At 46.6% G+C, this 19,890-nt stretch carries 14 protein-coding genes; 7 read left to right on the top strand and 7 right to left on the bottom strand.

The window, feature by feature from the left end; translation table 11 throughout:
• Complete coding sequence (locus VNE01S_RS03825) at positions 1–444, top strand: copper chaperone PCu(A)C (RefSeq protein WP_053396045.1); 444 nt, start codon at positions 1–3, stop codon at positions 442–444.
• A gap of 225 nt (positions 445–669) precedes the next feature.
• Positions 670–1,890 (top strand): serine/threonine transporter SstT, encoded by a 1,221-nt coding sequence (sstT, locus tag VNE01S_RS03820; protein WP_053396044.1) that lies wholly within the window; start codon positions 670–672, stop codon positions 1,888–1,890.
• 86 nt (positions 1,891–1,976) lie between these two features.
• Here sstT and VNE01S_RS03815 read toward each other — a convergent pair whose 3' ends face one another.
• On the bottom strand, positions 1,977–3,125 hold the full coding sequence (locus VNE01S_RS03815) for a tetratricopeptide repeat protein (RefSeq protein WP_053396043.1): 1,149 nt from the start codon (positions 3,123–3,125) through the stop codon (positions 1,977–1,979).
• A 371-nt stretch (positions 3,126–3,496) separates the two neighbouring features.
• On the opposite strand from VNE01S_RS03815, the gene nagB reads away from it, so the two are divergent.
• Positions 3,497–4,297 (top strand): glucosamine-6-phosphate deaminase, encoded by an 801-nt coding sequence (gene nagB, locus VNE01S_RS03810; RefSeq protein ID WP_053396042.1) that lies wholly within the window; start codon positions 3,497–3,499, stop codon positions 4,295–4,297.
• A gap of 101 nt (positions 4,298–4,398) precedes the next feature.
• Here nagB and VNE01S_RS19430 read toward each other — a convergent pair whose 3' ends face one another.
• Both VNE01S_RS19430 and VNE01S_RS03805 read right to left on the bottom strand, forming a co-directional pair.
• Entirely contained in the window at positions 4,399–4,575 is a 177-nt protein-coding gene (locus tag VNE01S_RS19430; protein WP_169773948.1) for a hypothetical protein, read from the bottom strand.
• 131 nt (positions 4,576–4,706) lie between these two features.
• Complete coding sequence (locus tag VNE01S_RS03805) at positions 4,707–5,426, bottom strand: SDR family oxidoreductase (protein ID WP_053396041.1); 720 nt, start codon at positions 5,424–5,426, stop codon at positions 4,707–4,709.
• Between the two features lie 132 nt (positions 5,427–5,558).
• Here VNE01S_RS03805 and VNE01S_RS03800 point away from each other — a divergent pair, with 132 nt between their 5' ends.
• Entirely contained in the window at positions 5,559–6,476 is a 918-nt protein-coding gene (locus tag VNE01S_RS03800; RefSeq protein ID WP_053396040.1) for a LysR family transcriptional regulator, read from the top strand.
• Here the strand turns inward: VNE01S_RS03800 and VNE01S_RS03795 are convergent.
• A complete protein-coding gene (locus tag VNE01S_RS03795; protein ID WP_053396147.1) occupies positions 6,450–7,886 on the bottom strand; it encodes a coniferyl aldehyde dehydrogenase in 1,437 nt (478 codons plus the stop codon). The two genes, VNE01S_RS03800 and VNE01S_RS03795, sit on opposite strands and share 27 nt — an antisense overlap.
• Positions 7,887–8,248: 362 nt before the next feature.
• Here VNE01S_RS03795 and VNE01S_RS03790 point away from each other — a divergent pair, with 362 nt between their 5' ends.
• The 3 genes from VNE01S_RS03790 to VNE01S_RS03780 all read left to right on the top strand — a co-directional run bounded on the left by VNE01S_RS03790 (position 8,249) and on the right by VNE01S_RS03780 (position 12,699).
• Positions 8,249–9,997 carry an SgrR family transcriptional regulator gene (locus VNE01S_RS03790; RefSeq protein ID WP_053396039.1) on the top strand — a complete coding sequence of 583 codons (1,749 nt, stop codon included), beginning with the start codon at positions 8,249–8,251 and terminating at the stop codon, positions 9,995–9,997.
• Positions 9,998–10,122: 125 nt separating this feature from the next.
• A complete protein-coding gene (locus VNE01S_RS03785) occupies positions 10,123–10,920 on the top strand; it encodes a Cof-type HAD-IIB family hydrolase (protein WP_053396038.1) in 798 nt (265 codons plus the stop codon).
• 438 nt (positions 10,921–11,358) lie between these two features.
• Positions 11,359–12,699: a sodium/glutamate symporter gene (locus tag VNE01S_RS03780; RefSeq protein ID WP_053396037.1), complete on the top strand. Its 1,341-nt coding sequence runs from the start codon at positions 11,359–11,361 to the stop codon at positions 12,697–12,699.
• Between the two features lie 47 nt (positions 12,700–12,746).
• Here VNE01S_RS03780 and glgB read toward each other — a convergent pair whose 3' ends face one another.
• The 3 genes from glgB to VNE01S_RS03765 all read right to left on the bottom strand — a co-directional run bounded on the left by glgB (position 12,747) and on the right by VNE01S_RS03765 (position 19,810).
• Entirely contained in the window at positions 12,747–14,930 is a 2,184-nt protein-coding gene (gene glgB / locus VNE01S_RS03775) for a 1,4-alpha-glucan branching protein GlgB (protein ID WP_053396036.1), read from the bottom strand.
• A gap of 156 nt (positions 14,931–15,086) precedes the next feature.
• Entirely contained in the window at positions 15,087–17,267 is a 2,181-nt protein-coding gene (gene malQ / locus VNE01S_RS03770) for a 4-alpha-glucanotransferase (protein ID WP_053396035.1), read from the bottom strand.
• 89 nt (positions 17,268–17,356) lie between these two features.
• A complete protein-coding gene (locus tag VNE01S_RS03765) occupies positions 17,357–19,810 on the bottom strand; it encodes a glycogen/starch/alpha-glucan phosphorylase (RefSeq protein ID WP_061781625.1) in 2,454 nt (817 codons plus the stop codon).
• Between the last annotated feature and the right edge of the window lie 80 nt (positions 19,811–19,890).

Genomic DNA, 19,890 nt, shown 5'->3' with positions numbered 1-19,890 from the left:
ATGAAACTAAAAACGATCTTACTGGCTACTTTGGCACTTAGCCCATTGGCACAGGCGAATACCGATATTATGACTCACCACGCTTACGCCCGTGCCACGCCACCGAGTGCAGCCACCAGCGCGGTGTTTGCCGAGCTTGTCAACAACAGCAAAGAGGATCGCTTTATTGTCTCTGCTCGTACCGATGCAGCAGGCAAGGTTGAACTTCATGATGTAATTAAAGAAGGCGACATAATGAAAATGCGCCAAATTGAGCAAATCAAAGTCTCTGCCAACAGTACCACGATTCTAAAACCCGGCAGTTTGCACATCATGCTGTTTGAGCTGAAAAAGCCACTGGTTGAAGGTGAAAAAATTGAAGTTGAGATCGCCTTTGCGAACGGAGAAAAACAAACGTTCAACGCACCGATCAAAAAAGTGATGAGTGGTATGAAACACCATTAATAACAGTCAGTAAACCACTATAGAAAGGGGCATTATGCTCCTTTTTTATTGCGTACAATGAGATAAATACCATACAAAAAATCACCTCTTTGCCCGACCTTTAATTTTTCCTGCTAATTAAAAATTAATTCTAGACACATTGTTTCAAGGCGCTAGTATGTTTCGCTCAGTTTTAATAGCTGAAGTCACTATAATTCAATATAACTATTCACTGCAGGGATAACTATGCAACACAACTCGTTTATTGCCCGTTTTGCGCGCGGCAATCTGGTTTTGCAAATCCTAGCCGGCATCATACTTGGTGTTGGTTTAGCGACTATTGCACCAGACTACGCCAAAAGCGCAGGTATACTTGGTAGCCTTTTTGTTGGCGCACTGAAAGCTGTCGCTCCTGTTTTGGTTTTCATTCTGGTTGCCGCATCGATTGCGAATCAAAAGAAAAACCAACACACTTACATGCGTCCTATCGTAGTTCTTTACCTTTTGGGTACGTTTGCAGCAGCGCTAACCGCTGTAGTACTTAGCTTCCTATTTCCGACTACGTTAACACTGGCATCAGGTGCAGAGGGTGCAACCCCACCGCAGGGTATTGCAGAAATCATCCACACGCTGCTGTTTAAACTGGTAGATAACCCTGTTAACGCACTAATGAGCGCTAACTACATCGGTATTTTAGCTTGGGCGATTGGTCTAGGTTTAGCTCTACACCACGCATCGGGTACGACTAAATCTGTATTTGAAGACCTAAGCCACGGCGTGTCTCAGATCGTACGCTTTATCATCCGCCTTGCGCCATTTGGTATCTTTGGTCTTGTCTCTTCAACGCTGGCGACAACAGGCTTTGAAGCATTAGCTGGCTATGCACAACTATTAGCGGTACTACTTGGTTCAATGGCAATCATTGCTTTGGTTGTAAACCCAATCATTGTACTCGTGAAAACGGGCCAGAACCCTTACCCTCTGGTACTGCAATGTCTACGTGAAAGTGGTGTAACTGCATTCTTTACTCGCTCAAGCGCAGCAAACATTCCTGTGAACATGGCTCTGTGTGAAAAGCTGAAGTTGGATGAAGATACTTACTCAGTATCAATCCCTCTAGGCGCGACTATCAACATGGGCGGCGCAGCAATCACAATCACAACACTGACACTGGCTGCTGTTCATACAATGGGTATTGAGGTTGACCTATTGACTGCTCTACTACTAAGCATTGTTGCTGCTGTCTCTGCATGTGGTGCTTCTGGTGTGGCAGGTGGTTCACTGCTTCTGATCCCACTCGCATGTGGTCTGTTTGGTATTCCGAACGAAATCGCAATGCAGGTGGTTGCTGTTGGCTTCATCATTGGTGTGATCCAAGACTCAGCGGAAACCGCGCTAAACAGCTCGACAGACGTGATTTTCACAGCAGCGGTATGTAAAGCGAAGCATAAGCAAGAACAAGCCTAAGTAGATTGTATTTGTTAGTAAAACGGCCTCACAATGTGAGGCCGTTTTTTTATCTACTGAAATCACCCAGACGGGCGCGTTTATCTCTAAGAGAACTGGCGAAAGTCCAACCTTTCCGGTTTTTCTTCTGGCTCCGTGGCCGTTTCGCTTAAATGCTCGTTAAGGTCTAACAGCTCATCGCCTTGCACCGAAACCGCCTGAATGTCATCACTTTCCTCAACGAAATCGACTTCTTCCAGTGGAACATTGCGCTTATACAGCTTATTTAGCGCTTTAATGATTGAATGTTTCCCCACTCTATTTTCACGGATTTTCTTCAATATCGGTCTTGTTAAACCTTGCAAGCCAACCACCGTATCCACACCGATATTCATTGTGACTTTATCTCTGAGTACCTTAGCAGGTGCATAACCAAGCTGACTGGCCAAAAAGAGCCAAATATACGCAATAGCATTGCCGTTAGGGCGGTAGTCAATCCATGCCTCTCCTGCCATATACATCGCCTGTACGTAACCTTTTTCTGCCGCCCGCTCTATCCAATAACACCCTTTTTCATGATTGGCTGGAACACCCAATCCTTTAAGGTAGCTCATACCCAACTTCATGCGCCCTTCATTGCTCTTCAGGTGCGCAGCTTTGCGGAAATACTCAAAGGACAGCGCAGGATCTGGATTTGGGTTATTTTCAGAAATCCACCAGTCCCCAAGGAAAACGAGGGACTCGATATGATTATGATTGGCCGCAGACTCCAGCACAGCAATCGCTTTTACTTGGTCGGGCTCAACGCCTCGACCATAAAAGAGCGCGGTACCCATTTCATACTTGTGATCCAAGCTACCTTCAACGGCCGCGATACACGTTTGCCAAAATTTAGATTGTTCACGCAGCACCATATCTTGAGTCATTTTGTTGCTGATACGAATAATGCCGTACATGCCCGTCACGTTGTCTAATTTAGCCGCTTTGGTATACCAATACAGAGCTTCCTTGGGCTTGTTTTTTTCCGCCAACTTAGCGAGAAACAAAATCGAAGGGATATCATTATTTTCTGCTTTGAACACGCGCTCTTCGTGCTCTTGCTTGCGGTTCTTTTCCATCGCTTTTCGATAGGCTTTTTCGCGCTCGCGACGCTCCTGCTCTAAACGCTTTTTTCGCACAGACAGCGCTAACATCCACAGAGACATGGCAAGCAGAAGAAGCCCTACAATCCCTATCGCGATCCCAATAATATTCATTCAGTATTCTTTCTTATGGCTAAGCTTGTCTTTTATCGGCAGACAGCCCAAATAATTGAGTCCTACTCCCCTATTAAACAACATTAATAATGCGTTAACTTTGCCAAAACCCCCGTTTCCAATGTGTTTCGCCATTCTTGAGCCCTTTTTCCTGTTGTCATAAAAAATTAACGACGAAAATTAATGAGCATTTTGCATACAAATCAAAGTGTCATTTACGTAGAAAACAGGGTGTGATTATGCAATTTTTCGCGCAGACTTAAAATATCCATCAAATTTTGACCAAAAACGATGGAAGAAACAAAACACTTATTTTATAATGCGAATTAATGTTTCAGAACATCATACAATTTTAATAGTAGGGGCATACAATGAGACTCATCCCATTAAAGCAAGCAGCACAAGTAGGTAAGTGGGCAGCCGCTCACATTGTTAAGCGTATTAATGATTTCAAGCCAACTGCTGAGCGTCCATTTGTTTTAGGTTTGCCAACCGGTGGCACTCCACTAGCCACATACAAAGCACTGATTGAGCTTTACCAAGCTGGTGAAGTGAGCTTTAAAAATGTCGTGACATTTAACATGGATGAGTACATTGGCATCCCTGCGGATCACCCTGAATCGTACCGCTCGTTCATGTACAACAACTTCTTCAACCATATCGACATTCAAGAAGAGAACATCAACCTTCTTGACGGTAACGCGAAAGATAACGAAGTCGAGTGCAAACGCTACGAAGATAAGATCAAATCTTACGGCAAGATCAACCTATTCATGGGTGGTGTGGGTAACGATGGTCATATCGCGTTTAACGAGCCAGCGTCTTCGCTCTCTTCACGCACTCGAATCAAGACGCTCACTGAAGATACTCGTATCGCGAACTCACGTTTCTTCGATGGCGATATTAACCAAGTTCCAAAATACGCTTTAACGATTGGTGTTGGCACGCTGCTTGATGCAGAAGAAGTGATGATCCTAGTCACCGGCCACAATAAAGCTCTCGCACTTGAAGCGGCGGTAGAAGGATGTGTAAACCACTTGTGGACAGTCTCAGCGCTACAACTTCACCCTAAAGCAGTGATTGTGTGTGACGAGCCGGCAACACAAGAACTGAAAGTAAAAACCGTTAAGTACTTTACAGAACTAGAAGCGAAGAACATTATCGGCTTCTAGCTTCGGTTCTGATTGACGCTTTCCATATATAAAGATCCGAGTGTTACGTAGCGATAACACTCGGATTTTTTAAGCGTATTAACTACTGCCTTGTACTTAGGCTACTCTTCAGGAAACTCGCCTCTTTTCCCGTGATTATCGCCACTTGCATGCCAATGTTCATTGGGGTCAAACGCTTCATCACAGAGATCGATGGTGTAGCCCATTTCCTGTATTTCTTTAATGGTGAGGTTATCCGCCAGTTTGGTGACTTCCCCTCTTTCATTGCGCAATTCCATATACCCTCCTGCTGGCCAATTCAGAGAAACATCCACCTAAAAGTATAGATAACATTCCACAAATCGTTACGTTAGCAACATCGCCACTCAGAATTAGTCCCGCCCACGTATGTAGCTAAACGTTTACATAGTTAGGGTTCTTGCTTAGTCGGCGCCAACGCGATTTCTCGTACACACACATTTTGCGGCTGGTTGTACGCAAACTCGACTGCGCGCGCAATGTCGTCTGCTGCTAACACACCACCCATTTCATGCTTCCACTCGTTGTAGCCGTCTTTAATCTCTTGTGAACTTGTGTGTGATAGAAGCTCCGTTTCTACGGCACCCGGAGCAATGGTCGTGACTCGAACATTCGATGACGCCACTTCTTCTCTTACATTTTCTGAAATTGCATGAAGCGCAAACTTGGTCCCACAATACGCCGCATGACTAGGAAAGGTCTTCTTCCCCGCGATGGAACTAATGTTAATGATTGTGCCGCTATTTCTTTCCATCATTGACGCTAGGACAACTTGCATGCCATTTAGAACACCGAGCACATTCACATCAAACATTCGCTTCCACTCTTGAGCGTCTTGACTCTCAATTTGGCCAAGGAGCATCGCGCCTGCATTATTAACCAAAGCATCGACAGGCCCATACATCGCTTGCGCTTTATCGACAGCGGCAGAAAAACTTGCCATATCTGTCACATCCACTTGCTCACATAATGTGTTGGGCAAATTCAGTGCTTTCAGGCGTTCGATACGACGTGCTAAAAGCAATAAAGGGTGGCCCGCTTCGCTCAATCTGCGCGCTATAGCTTCTCCAATACCGGAACTCGCGCCTGTCACAACAATCAGTTTCTTCATTTTGATTCCTCTGTCATCTTCAATGTCGTGACACCATGTTAGACAAACATACTTTGTTGATATACATCACCCTGGTTGAAACACTGTTGTCTCAGTGCAACAATAAAAATACTGTACCGATTGGATTCTCCCATGCTAAGTAACATTAACCTCGCTGATATTCGCTCATTTGTTTTAATTATACAGCTAGGAAACTTCACTAAAGCCGCCGAGGCGCTTAATGTCTCCCGTTCTCATGTTTCACGTCAGATCTCCCAACTGGAAGCCCAAATGGGGGTGACGTTACTGCTTAGAACGACTCGAACATTAAAGCTGACTGACGCGGGAAAAGTATTCTTTCAGCGATGTGAACAAGCCTTGAATGATATTGATCAAGCCCTTCTTGCAGCGGTAGACAATGTTGACCAGATACGCGGACTAATCAAAGTCAATAGCGTTGGTGGTTACCTAGGTGAAGAAATCATCGCCCCAATAGCCACTGAGTTTATGAAACAGCACCCCAATGTCGCGATTCAATTGGAGTTCAGTAGCCACCGTGTAGACCTCGTCGAAGAGCAGTTTGATATCGCGTTTCGCATGGGGAAACTGGAAGATTCGGGCTTCATTGCGCGAAAGTTAATCGAAGTAAAAATGGGAACATTGGCTAGCCCTGACTACCTAGCAAACAAGCCCAAAATAACGCACCCTAAAGAACTTGTGCATCATCAATGCTTGACTGGTTCAGTAAAAAAATGGAACTTCATGAACGCTGAAAGCGGTCAACACGTTGAAATACCGCTTACAGGACATTTACAGTGTAAAAACGGTCGCGTACTGGTCAAAGGCGCACTTCATGGCAACGGTATCATCCGTGTACCTCATATCTACTGTCTCAATGAGCTTGAAAAGGGGGAACTGGTCGAAGTATTTGATGATTGGAAAGTCCCGAGTGTCGACTTTTCTGTTCTTTACCATCGGGACCAATACCAACCTAAACGTCTCAAGCTATTTATAGAATTTGTCACCCATTATTTTGAGCATAAGTTAACGAATAAAGAGTTTACTCAGTAATCGTGTTGCCCAATTTCGGTAACGAAGCAATAAGCGGCTTCGCGGGAGCCAGTTGGGAGAGGTTAACACCGTCTTAGCCTTTGAAAAGGTAAGAAAACCCTCTTTGCCGTGGTAATGGCCTAACCCAGAATCCCCAATGCCGCCAAAGGGCGCATCATCTGCCGCCACATGAAGAATGGTGTCGTTAATCGCCACACCGCCACTGTGGGTGTGTTCTACGACTTGGCGCTGCAGCACCTTATCGTTTGAAATCAGATAAAGTGCGAGTGGCCTAGGTTTTTGATTAATGTACGCAAACACATCGCTCAAGCTCTTGTAACCGAAGACGGGCAAAATGGGCCCAAAGATTTCCTCTTGGGTCACTCTCATCTCTTCGGTTACACCGCTAATCAAGTGAGGAAGCATACGACGCCCTTCCACATCCACACCTTCAATGGCATGAACCTTAGCACCATGTTGTTTCGCGTCTTCCAGCAACGCTTTTAAGCGGCTAAATTGCGCATCATTAATTATCTGAGTGACTGAGTCCGCCCCTCCACCTTTTAGGTAGATGGCTTTATAACGCTGTAAATAAAGCTGAATAAAGGCTTGCTCTTTCCCTTGTGGCACCAACACATAATCGGGTGCCACACAAATCTGACCGGAGTTGACCGACTTACCCAACATAACTGCATCCACGGCGTGTTTTAGATCCACCTCGTTATCCACAATCACCGGAGATTTTCCGCCAAGCTCTAAAGTGACGGGAGTGAGATTTTTTGCTGCAGCTTGAGCCACTAATCGTCCAACTGGGGTCGAACCTGTAAATATAAGGTGATCAAAAGGCAGCTCAGAAAAACAACGGGCGATCTGCACATCTCCCTCAACGGCATAAACGCGCTGCTCTACGGCTGAAAACACCATTCGCAGCACCTGATTCGTCTTAGGCGTATATTCACTTAGCTTCACCATCACTCGGTTTCCTGCGGCAATCGCAGTTACGATAGGAGCAACGCTCAGGAGTATCGGGAAGTTCCAGGGAACAATCACTCCCACGACCCCAAGAGGTTGATACTCGACTCGGACTTGGGAAGGAAAAAGCATTAAACCAGACTCTCTTCGACTGGACTTCATCCACTTTTTGAGGTGCTTAATGGTGTAATTGATGTGTGATATCGCGGGTAACAAATCGCCCAGCGTAGTGTCAAATTGGCTGCGATAGCCGTAGTCCGCATTTAGCGCCTCCACCAGCGCCTTTTGCTGTTCAATCAACGCCCCTTTTAGCTGTTTGAGAGCTTCGAGACGCGTCTGGTAATCTGGGCAAGGTTGAGAAACAAAACCAGATCTTACTTCTGAAAATAATCGCTCAAGATCGTATTCCGATTCTATGTGCTCATTTTGCCAACGCTGCAACTCGACGACTTTTTCCATCTTTTTAGCCAACTTTTCGATAGATTTACCGATCATATTAGCCATTAAATATAACGATGTCTTGCGCACTGTACCGAGAAAGTCGGATGTATCACTGAACATCTAGTTGAATGAAAATAGAGGTAAGAAAAGCACTGATCGGTATGTTCGCGGGGGTGTTGGAGCATAAACCCAACCAGTGCTTTAGGTGTGTCTATCGACTTAGTCATAGTGTCACCAAAAGAGGACAAGTAAAACTGATTGGATTTATATTCCTTGTTCCTAGTTTTGACTACAAGCCATAATATCCTGTCTAGATAACTTGAAATAACGCTAAATAAGGAACAGTATTTGAGTAGTTATTCCTGATTAAAGAGAATGCTGTGTCTGATTTAACGCTTTTGAGATATTACTCCCGTCTTTCCGAGTTAGGTACAGGGGAAGAAATTAAGACGTCGTTACCGACGGTGGCCGAAACACTGATCACCAGTGCCCGACACGCCCGAAACTTGCTCGGTGATATGCAAAAACTAGGCTGGTTAGAGTGGATACCAAAAGTTGGGCGTAACCAGCGTTCCACTTTGCTTCTTAAATACTCATTGAAAGAGCTTAAAACTCAGTTGGCAGCAATAAGGGTCCGAGCAGGTCAATATGAAAAAGCCCTGTCGATTCTTGAACATGACCAAACAGCATTCAGTCAGTTGCTGTACAGCACGTCTGGCGCATCGATGCGAGAAGGTCGGCTCCATATTCAGTTAACCTACAAACGTCCGTTCGAGCGACTGGTGCCACATCAGTTACATCGTTCTAGTGAGCGCTATTTGATGCGTCAGATCTACTGTTGCCTAGTGGGTAGTCGCGCGGATGGTCAATTGGAGCCCCAGCTTGCGCACCACTGGCATTATGATGAACAAGCCTTTGAGTGGACCTTTTATCTCAGGCCTGCACTCACTTTTCATAATGGTACGACGATTGACGCTGAGTGCATCGCAAGTTTGTTTGGTAAGCTAAAATCACTGCCACATTATCAAAATGAACTGGCCCACTTAGTTGAAGTGTTTGCACCGCAAAGCAACAAGGTTGTCTTCCAACTTTCAAAACCCGATCTTGGTTTCGGTGGGCTCATTTCTGGTGTGAAGTATGGCATTCAACCCGCAAGCCAAGTTAACCAAGCAGGCCACACTTTGGTCATCGGTAGCGGCCCTTTCACTGTCACTGAACATTCCAACAGCAAGCTTTGTTTGCAAGCTTTTGACCGCTACTACGCCTGCCGAGCCTTAACGGATCAGGTCACCATCTGGCAGTTTGATGAAACAGAGACGATTGAACAACAGATAAAAACAAACCAGCCAGAAGCGCAAAGCTCGGGTTGCAATTATTATTTGTCTCGCTCTGCTGCGGTAAAGAAAGACAATGACGCGCAAAAATCAAAAATCGAAGACGGGTGCATGTTTACGCTGTTCAACCAAAACGCTGAATACGCACTCGACTACGCTCAATGTCGCTATTTATCGTCGGTGATCACCCCGACACAGGTATTTGAACAACTCCAAAAGAGTCATACACTCTTTGGTTGCGTGCTTGCCCATAACCTGCTGCCTGGCTGGCACAAAGTCTTGCGCCCTGAGGCAGACAAAGTGCCACTGCCCCCGCAATTATCGATCGCCGTTTATGACTATAGCGCCTTAAAGTACTGCGCTCTTGCCATTCAAACGATTCTCGAAGCCTTAGGCATTGATGTAACCGTCAATACCTACTCGTTCAGAGAGTTGAGTCAAAAAGCAACCGACGGGAACCTCACCGAGTCGCTCGTCATTACCAACATCAATTTGGATGATAACCGCCACGCTTCTGCGTTTAACAGCCTGTACCATAACCCGGTATTGCAAAGCTGCATCGGCGAAAACGCACAACAATGGCTCACTCAGTCACTCAATCAACTTCGCTCAGAAACGCACTTGCATGATTATTTACATGCTCTTGAGCCCATCGCCGCAGCGTTGATCAACCAATATTGGCTAGTTCCTCTGTTTCATCACCAACAAACTTTGCGCTTTCATGGAGTACTGAAAGATGTCGCGCTCACCAACTGGGGCTGGCCTGATATTCGCAACGTTTGGTCAACGGATTAAATGAAGGCCCAAAATGCTATCTCAAGCCGAGTTGATGAAAATCACTTGAGTCACTAGCAAACTCATGTAACGTAACCAACCTAGTTCTAATCCAATGCCTAAGGCTCAGAGTTAAATTCGCGACTATGCCAAATTGTGATATCAAATTTATTGCCGCTGATATGGACGGCACTCTTCTCGATGAGAACAGCCAACTGAATCCAGAGTTTTTCGATGTATACCAACAGCTAACAGAAAAAGGCATCATTTTTTCTGCTGCGTCAGGCCGCCAGTATTACAGCCTGATAGAGACCTTCGCTCCGGTAAAAGACGACATGATGTTCATTGCCGAAAATGGCACCTTGGTGATGCATAAAGGTGAAGAGCTCTACAGTTGTGCGATCGAAAAAGCGTCGATTACCGCCATTATCGAGCATGCTCGTGCCATCGAAGGGGCGCAAATTGTCCTATGCGGTAAAAAATCAGCGTATATCGAAACACAAGATCCAACCGCGCTGAAAGAGTTCTCAAAGTACTATCACCGCTGCCAGTATGTTGAAGACTTGTTGAGTATTGACGATGATTTTATCAAAGTGGCCATTTGCCATTTTGGCGGCACTGAAGAGCTCGTTTATCCAACATTCAATCAAGCCTTTGGGGAGTCACACCAAGTCGTCGTGAGCGCAAAAATTTGGCTAGATGTGATGAATGCGACTGCATCGAAAGGTGCCGCAATTGAGCATTTGCAGCAATCTTTAGGGTTTAGCTTCGAACAAACCATGAGTTTTGGCGATTACTTGAATGACATGGAGATGCTAAAAGCGAGTGGTCATTCCTATGCTATGGAAAACGCCCACCCCACCGTAAAGCAAACCGCCCGTTTCTCTGCTCCAAGTAACACAGAGTCTGGCGTATTAACGGTTATCAAACAGAAACTGCTCTAAAAATCTGAATTCAACGTAAATATAAGCCGCTTGCAATAACGAAAAGCTGGCGGCTTATACACTTGGCTCACCCTTCTCTTCTCTTTTCTTCATAAGAAACAAGACTCTGTGCATCTAATTCTTCCATATAAATTTGTTTAGTATTGAAAACATTGATTCTGCGCATTGGTCGATAAAAAATCGTCTTTTTAGTGGCACGTAAAGTTGCATTGCGTCGACAATGCCACTAGGATGTCGCCCTCTCTGAGCAAGTCATCACCGACATTTGAAGAAAATGGTAGCGTTCTCACGCTAATTAGACACATTTCGAATCACCATTTTCTGCTCACCTTTATTCCCAAGGCGACATGGCACCCAAGTCTGTTTACACACTTTTGGCCGTGGGATTTTATGATCTTTTAAAACTATTTTGAGAACAACACATTAACTGGAGGAACAATGCCACAAGGTTTAATGCTAACTGATCTGGCCATTGCAGGCTCATTACTGATCATCGCGAAAATACTTCGCGTTCATCTTCCTCTGTTACAACGGATGTACATCCCTTCTGCGGTATTGGCAGGGATTATCGGTTTGGTTTTTGGACCAGCCGTTTTGGGCGTTTTGCCATGGACTGATACATTTACTGCCAATGCAGGCCTTCTGACTGCCGCGCTTTTTTCTGCTTTAGGTTTAGCGACGGATCTGCCTTCACCAAAACTGGTGGCACAACGTGCAGGCTCTTTATGGGCATTTAACCAGATCGCGTCTGTTTCGCAGTGGTTATTCGCAGCAATGTTTGGCTTGGCGCTGACTACCTTTATTTGGCCAGACATTAACCCTGGCTTAGGGGTCACACTTTCTGCTGGCTTCATGGGCGGCCATGGTTCAGCAACGGTAGTGGGTGATATCTTCACGTCACTGGGCTGGGAAGACGGTTTTACCCTTGGCCTAACTTTTGCGACGGTCGGTATTTTTATCTCGATTTCTGTTGGTATGCTGATTCTACAATTGGCGCTGAAAATGGGATGGATAAAATCATTTACCACGTTTGAAAGCATGAGCGAATACGAACGTAAAGGCCTTGTAGAGCCAAGCGAACAGCAGCCAGTAATGAAAGATACCATGTCTTCTTTGTCGGTTGATTCGTTCGCGGTACACGCTGGTTTGGTTGTCGTGGTCACTGCGTTTTCTTATGTCGCGGCCAACTACCTTTCTTCATTCCATGACAAGGTGCAAATTCCGACCTTCGTCACGGGTTTCTTAGGCGGTATGTTTGTACGTATCATCGCTAAACAAACCAAAGCTAATGATTACCTGTGTGACGGCGCATTTAAACATGCCGCTGGGATCAGTACCGATTACCTGATTATTTTCGGTATTTCTGCCATTAAGATTACAGTCTTGGCGCAGTACCTTGCACCTATGATTGCACTGGCAATTGGTGGTGTCTGCTTTACTTTGTGGCTTATCTTCTGGGTAGCACCACGCATCATGGGTGACGACTGGTTTGAGAAAGGCATTTTCTCTTGGGGCTGGTTAACCGGAACGGTAGCGATGGGTATCGCGTTATTGCGCATAGTCGATCCGAAAATGCGCAGCAAGGTTCTGGATGACTACGCGATCGCGTATGTTCCAGGGTCAATCACCGACATTTTCATTATTTCACTGATGCCGATCGCGATGTACAACGGGCTTCACTGGCAAGCATTAGGCGTTGGCTTAGGCTACATTGCCGTGGTACTGCTAATTTGGCGCTTCGTGTTCAATCGCGTTGGTAAAGCCGCCACCAACAACTAGTCAAAATAAAAAAGCCCGGGTTATCCGGGCTTTTTCGTCATTGCACTCTACTTCAGCTTGTAGAACACCGTTGCCAAAGGCGGCAAACTAACCTGTAGCGATTGAGGTAGACCTTCACTCTTTTTCTTTTCTGTCTTCGCGGTCATTTTCACTGCATACCCGCTGCCGTGGTACTTGTTGTCATCCGTATTTAACAACAATTCGTACGTGCCAGCGTTTGGTACACCAAGACGGAATTTATCGTGCGGTACAGGGGTGAAATTGGTGATCACTAAGATGCGCTCGCCACTCTCACTAATACGCTCATGCGCTAGAATTGAAGCTTCTGCTGAATCTTGCAATCTCCATTCAAAACCCGCGGGGTCGCAGTCTTGATCATGCAGTGCAACTTCCGAACGGTAAAGATTGTTCAAATCACGCGTAAGTGACTGAACCCCTTGGTGGCGTTCGAACTCTAACAAGAACCATTGCAGTTGATCATCGTGATTCCATTCCGCAGTCTGGCCAATTTCCGCGCCCATAAAGTTGAGCTTTTTACCCGGCTGCGCGTACATGTAACCCAAGTACGCACGTAGATTCGCGGTTTGCTGCCATTCATCGCCCGGCATCTTATTGTGAATAGAACCTTTCCCATACACCACTTCGTCGTGCGACAGCGACAGCACGTAGTTTTCACTGTGTGCGTAAACTAACGGGAAGGTGATGGTATCGTGATGGTATTTACGGTGAACCGGATCTTCTTTGATGTATGACAGTGAGTCATGCATCCAGCCCATGTTCCATTTGAAGCCAAAGCCTAGGCCACCCATAAATGTCGGCGCCGAAACACCAGGGAACGCGGTGGATTCTTCGGCTATCGTCATAGCATTCGGGAAGTATTTGTACACTTCCTCGTTCATCCATTTCAGCGTCGCGATCGCATCGTAGTTTTCATTACCGCCATCGACGTTTGGAATCCATTGGTCATGGCTGCGCGAGTAGTCTAGGTAGATCATCGAAGCCACCGCATCCACGCGAATGCCGTCAATGTGGAATTGCTCAAACCAGTACAGCGCGTTAGACACCAAGAAACGGCGCACGTGCTCGCGACCGACATCGTATATGTAAGAATTCCAATCTTGATGCCAGCCACGGCGTGGGTCTGGATCGTGGAACAGCGGTGTTCCATCAAAGTTGGCTAAGCCATGGTCGTCAGATGGGAAATGCGCAGGCACCCAGTCTAGCACCACACCAATGCCCGCTTGGTGGCATTGGTCAACGAAGTATTTAAAATCGTCCGGTGAACCATAACGGCTGGTTGGCGCGAAAAGGCCGACTGGCTGATAACCCCATGAACCATAAAATGGGTGTTCTGATACTGGCATTAATTCGACGTGGGTGTAGCCCATGTCCACCAGATAAGGGATTAATTGCTGAGCGAGTTCGCGATAGTTGAGGAAGTCGCCATTCTCATTACGACGCCATGAGCCCGCGTGCAGCTCGTAAAAAGAGAGTGCTTCTTTGCGTTTTTGCGTCACTGGGCGGCTTTGCCACGACTTATCTTGCCACTGATAGCGGCTGTGATCGTAAGTGACTGATGCAAAAGAGGGATATTGCTCAGCATATGCGCCCCAAGGGTCAGCTTTGTGCGGTAAACCCTCTCCATCTGGGCCTTTTAGTTCAAATTTATACTGGCTGCCTTCTGGAAGGTTAGGAATAAAGATCCCCCAAATGCCATAGTCTAAACGCTGCATTGGTGTGCGGCGACCATCCCACTGGTTGAAATCACCGACCACGCTGCACGCAGATGCATGTGGCGCATAAACCAAGAAACGCGTACCAGAAACGGCTTTGCCATCGCGCTCAAGCGTAATGAACTGCGCGCCCATGTGCTTGTACATTTCTTTCGGTGTATGGAGGTCGTCGTATTCGGCGTAGATAGTGTGGTACTGGTATGGATCATCCAGCAGTTGCTCTGTGCCATTCCAATCCACAGCGAGGCTGTAGTGAGTAAAATGAAGGTTTTGCTCTTGCTTTAGCACAAATCCTGATTCCGACTCGCGCTCAAGTTTGATTCGTTCTTTTCCCTCAATGATGAGAGAAACATTGTCGGCACCTGGCATCCAGACACGAAGGGCAACCCCTTGTTTCGGGTCAAGATACGGTCCTAAAAATGAAAATGGATCAGCAAACGAAGCATTTGAAAGTTGGTTGTATGCCCGTGTTTTTTTATCAATGACTGCGGTTTTCAAGTGTTACTCTCCCTAACCTAACTTTCCGTTTAGACTTTTAGTAAAAAAGCCCGCTATTTGTACGGGCTTTTAATTGCTGTTCAAAAGTGTACTGAATTAAGTACTGACATAGAGTGATTTAATCGAAAATTTCTATGTAAATACATGGCTAATACGCTATTTGCTTACCTTTGCACGAACTTCTGTTAGTTTCTGCGCAACTCGGTTAACCGCTTCTTGTGCAAAGATTTCATCCAGATTCATCGACAATTTACGACGCCAGTTGGGATACTCATCCACGGTACCTGGAATGTTGACGGGTTTATCCATCTCAAGCCAGTCTTCTAACTGGACACTCAACAGCGTTGAAGAGCCCGCGGCAACATGAAGTTGCAACGCTTCTGCAAGGTAAGAGTCCATTGGCACGTACTGCGCGTCACGGCCCACCCCTTCAGGCAGATAACCATGCCATGCCACTGAGTCCAAAATGCCTTGCTTGCACTCCAGACGATCAGCAAACAGACCTTTTAGCTGCTTTTCATCTGGGTACAGGCCTAGCTCTTGACCCATTTTTAAGTCATCACAGTGCCAGAAACCACGAAGTGTTGGCATATCGTGCGTACAAAGCGCCGACATAGACTGTTCTGCATAGTGTTCCGGTGAGATAAAGCCACCGTCTTCTTCTGATGTTTCGAAGAAGAACACTTTGTACGAATGAACACCCGCGTCACGAAGAATTTCAACGATTTCATCGGGTACAGTACCTAAGTCTTCACCAATCACACTACATTGATGACGATGAGATTCAAGCGCTAGAATCGCAAGCATATCTTCCACAGGGTAGTAGATGTACGCCCCACTTGTTGCGTCTTCACCTTTTGGAATCCACCATAGGCGTAGAAGGCCCAGTACGTGGTCAATACGTAACGCACCACAATGCTTCATGTTGGCACGCAGCAGCTTGACGTAAGCATCGTAACTAGTTGCTTGCAGTACTTGCGGGTTAAGCGGAGGTAAACCCCAGTTTTGACCAAGCGGACCAAGAATATCTGGCGGTGCACCGATGCTGGCGTCAAGGATCAAGTTGCCCTCGTCCGCCCAAGTTTCTGCGCCCGAATCTGCCACGCCTACCGCAAGGTCACGGTATAGGCCAACAGCCATGCCTTTTTCTTCTGCTAAGGCTTGGGCTTCTTTGATTTGTGTATCCGCAACCCATTGTAAGTACATGTATAAGTGCACTTGATCTTTGTGTTGGGTAATAAACTTCTGCACCGCTGTACTATCGAAGCAGCGGTATTGCTCAGGGAATACAGGCCAGCCCCAAACACTGCTGTCTTTGGCATGTAAGTCTGCATGCAATGCATCAAACGCCGCTTGGTGAAGTAAGCTGTCGCCACCTTGCTCTACAAAATCAAGGAAGGCTTGCGCACGCTCACTGTTTTTGTCTAGATGGCGTTTTTTGAATTCATCAAACAACATTGGCAGTACGCTAAGCTTGAGATCAGCGACTTCCGTGTAGTTTACCCAGTGCGATTCACGGGCTTTTTGCAAACGCTGCTGGAACTCCGCACTACCAACTTTTTGCTGCGCTTCCACACTCAACGCAAACTCAGGAACAGAGCTGACATCGATGTAGAGGATGTTGAGCCAACGGCGTGAAGATGGGCTGTATGGGCTCGCACCTTCAGGGTTGGCAGGGAACAATGAATGAATTGGGTTGAGACCGACAAAGTCACCACCACGAGAAGCAATATCAGCCACCAGCTGTTTTAAATCACCGAAGTCCCCCATGCCCCAGTTATGCTGAGTACGTAGCGTGTAAAGTTGCACGCTCGGGCCCCACATTTTTTTACCTTGTTCAATTTGACCTTGTTTGTAACACGCTTTAGGCGTCACTATCAGTGTCATTTCATAAGGCGATTTACGACGCTTACGGGTTACTGTTAGCTTGTGGTAACCCCAAGCTAAATCACCCGGTAGCGCAAACACTAGAGGGCCACCCTCTTTACGCTCATCGCGTACAATTTGAGATTGAAGATAGCCTTCAAGTACCTCTCCTTGCTCGGTATCCAGTCGCCAGTTGAATTCGCTTTCACGAGCGCTTGCACCAAGGTTTAGCGCAATTTCAACGGGCTCACCATCGCGGATCACAAGTACAGGCTCTAGCACCTCTTTCTTGTGTTTTTTCTCCGCCGATTGCAGAAGAGTTTCATCATTTTTTGTATCGTAGCCTAGTGACGCTAGCAAGCGACGAATGGTTTCGTCTTCAACTTTAGCTTCATCTCCCCAAGCGCTAACGTAGCTGTCGGCAATTCTTGCCATTTCAGCGACTTGTTTTAATGCGTTTTGTTCTTTCATCGCTCTCTCCGAAGGATAACTGTCCTTCAAAATGTAGGGTGTAAATTATTAGAGCCAAGGCATGACGCCTTGGCTTTTATTGGCTGAAATTAGCGCTTAACTGCTTCTAATTTCCAAATATTGTTCACGTAGTCGCGAATGGAACGGTCTGAGCTGAATTTACCCACCAGCGCGGTATTCAGAATCGCTTTTTGTGCCCAACCCGCTTGATCTCGGTACTGCTGGTCCATGTCTTCGTGCGCTTTCACGTAAGACGCAAAGTCAGCAAGACATAGGTATGGGTCACCACCGTCGAGCAAGCTGTCGTAAGTTGCACGAAGCTTACCTGGTTCGCCCGGTGTAAACTCGTCACCCAGTAGTAGGTCTAGAGACGCTTTCAGAAGTGGATCGGCATGGTAGTAATCAAATGGGTTGTAGCCTTGAGCAAGCGTCGCTTCTACACCATCCACTTCCAAACCAAAGATGTAGATGTTCTCATCACCCACTTCTTCGCGGATCTCAACGTTTGCACCGTCCATCGTACCGATGGTTAGCGCGCCGTTTAGCGCCATCTTCATGTTACCAGTACCTGACGCTTCTTTACCTGCGGTAGAGATTTGCTCTGATACGTCCGCCGCTGGGATGATGATCTCAGCCATGCTTACGCGGTAATCTGGGATGAAGACCACTTTCAGCTTGTTGCCAATGCGAGGATCGTTGTTCACCTTGTCTGCGATCTTGTTGATTGCGTAGATGATCTCTTTCGCTAGGTGGTAACCTGGTGCCGCTTTCGCCGCGAAGAACACCACGCGAGGCGCCATATCAAAATCAGGATCGTTCAGCAGACGGTGGTACAAAGACAAAATGTGCAGCATGTTCAGATGCTGGCGTTTGTACTCGTGCAGACGTTTGATCTGTACATCGAAGATCGCATTGGTATCGAGCTCGATACCCATGTTTTCTTGTACCCAATCAGCCAAGCGCTGTTTGTTTTGCTTCTTCACCGCCATGAACTCTTTCTGGAACTTCGCGTCATCCGCGTATTTCGCGATTTGCTCTAGCTGTTCCAGTTTCGCAGGCCATTCAGTCCCTACTTTCGAGGTGATCAATTTAGACAAACCCGGGTTACAGAACTTCAACCAACGACGTGGCGTAATGCCATTCGTTACATTATGCAGACGCGTCGGGTACAGCTCGTGGAACTCTGGGAATAGGTCGCGTTTCACTAACTCAGAGTGAAGTGCTGCTACGCCGTTGACCGCGTAAGAGCCGATAACACATAGGTTAGCCATGCGCACCATGCGGTGGAAACCTTCTTCGATGATTGACAATTTCTGCTGCTTAGCCACATCACCTGGCCACTTTTTGCGAACTTCTTGTAGGAACAAGTAGTTGATATGGTAGATAATTTCCATATGACGCGGCAGTAGGCGTTGAATCAATGACTCGCTCCACGTTTCTAGTGCTTCTGGCAGTAGGGTGTGGTTGGTGTAAGCGAATGTTTTTGAGCAGATGTCCCACGCTTCATCCCAACCTAGGCCTTTCTCATCGATCAGAATGCGCATAAGTTCAGGAATCGCGATGGTTGGGTGCGTATCGTTTAACTGAATAGTTTCGTACTTAGGTAGCGATGCCAACGTGTGACCCGCTTGTTCGTGACGACGCAGAATGTCACGTACCGATGCCGCGCTGTGGAAGTACTGCTGCATTAGACGCAGAGTCTTACCTTTTTCGTGGTTATCGTTCGGGTAAAGTACTTTGGTGATGTTGCCCGCGTCGATCAGCGAGTGCTGCGCTTCAAAGTAATTACCGTTGTTAAAGCTTTCTAGCGAGAATGGGGCAATCGCCTGACATTCCCACAAACGCAGTGGGTAAACCGTGTCTGACTCGTAGCCGACAATTGGCAGATCCCACGGCATCGCTTTTACTGTCATGCCCGGAACCCAACGACGCTTCTCTTTACCGTTCTCTTGGTATACTTCAACGTGACCGTAGAAGCCGATCTCTTGCGCAAGTTCTGGACGAGCAATTTCCCACGGGTAGCCTTCCACACAACGCCATGCATCCGGTGCTTCTTGCTGGTGACCTTCTTTGAAAGACTGCTTAAATAGGCCGTATTCATAGTGCAGACCATAGCCTACCGTTGGGAATTCTTGCGCAGCCAAAGAGTCCATAAAGCAAGCTGCTAAACGGCCTAGACCGCCGTTACCAAGTGATGGGTCACGCTCTTCTTCAAGCAGATCCGTCAGGTTTTGGCCTAGTTCTTCCATCGCTTCAGTAATTTGCTCGTACAGGCCCATGCTGATCAAGTTGTTACCTGTTAAACGGCCGATAAGAAACTCTAAAGACAAGTAGTTCACGCTTTTTGCGTCATGGATTTTGCTATCTTGCTCTGTTTCGATCATATCGAACGTTGTTAGCTCCGCTAGCGCACGACCCATTGCCAGATACCAAGCTCGGCTATCAGCATTTTCTTCTGTTTTTGCGTAGGTCGCAGTGAGGTGTTTTTTCACGCTTTCTTGGAACGAAGCTTTATCAAAATTTTTCTGTTGCGTAGGTTTCATTAGAGAAATCTCACTTATTGGTTTTAATCCATCTGAGACATATCGTGCATTGGCACGACAACCAAAACATCCTCCTACCC

It is taken from the genome of Vibrio nereis NBRC 15637, from assembly GCF_001591105.1.
Classification (GTDB): domain Bacteria; phylum Pseudomonadota; class Gammaproteobacteria; order Enterobacterales; family Vibrionaceae; genus Vibrio; species Vibrio nereis.
The sequence above is the reverse complement of the archived record's forward strand: the minus strand, read 5'-3'. Positions and strand labels throughout refer to the sequence as shown.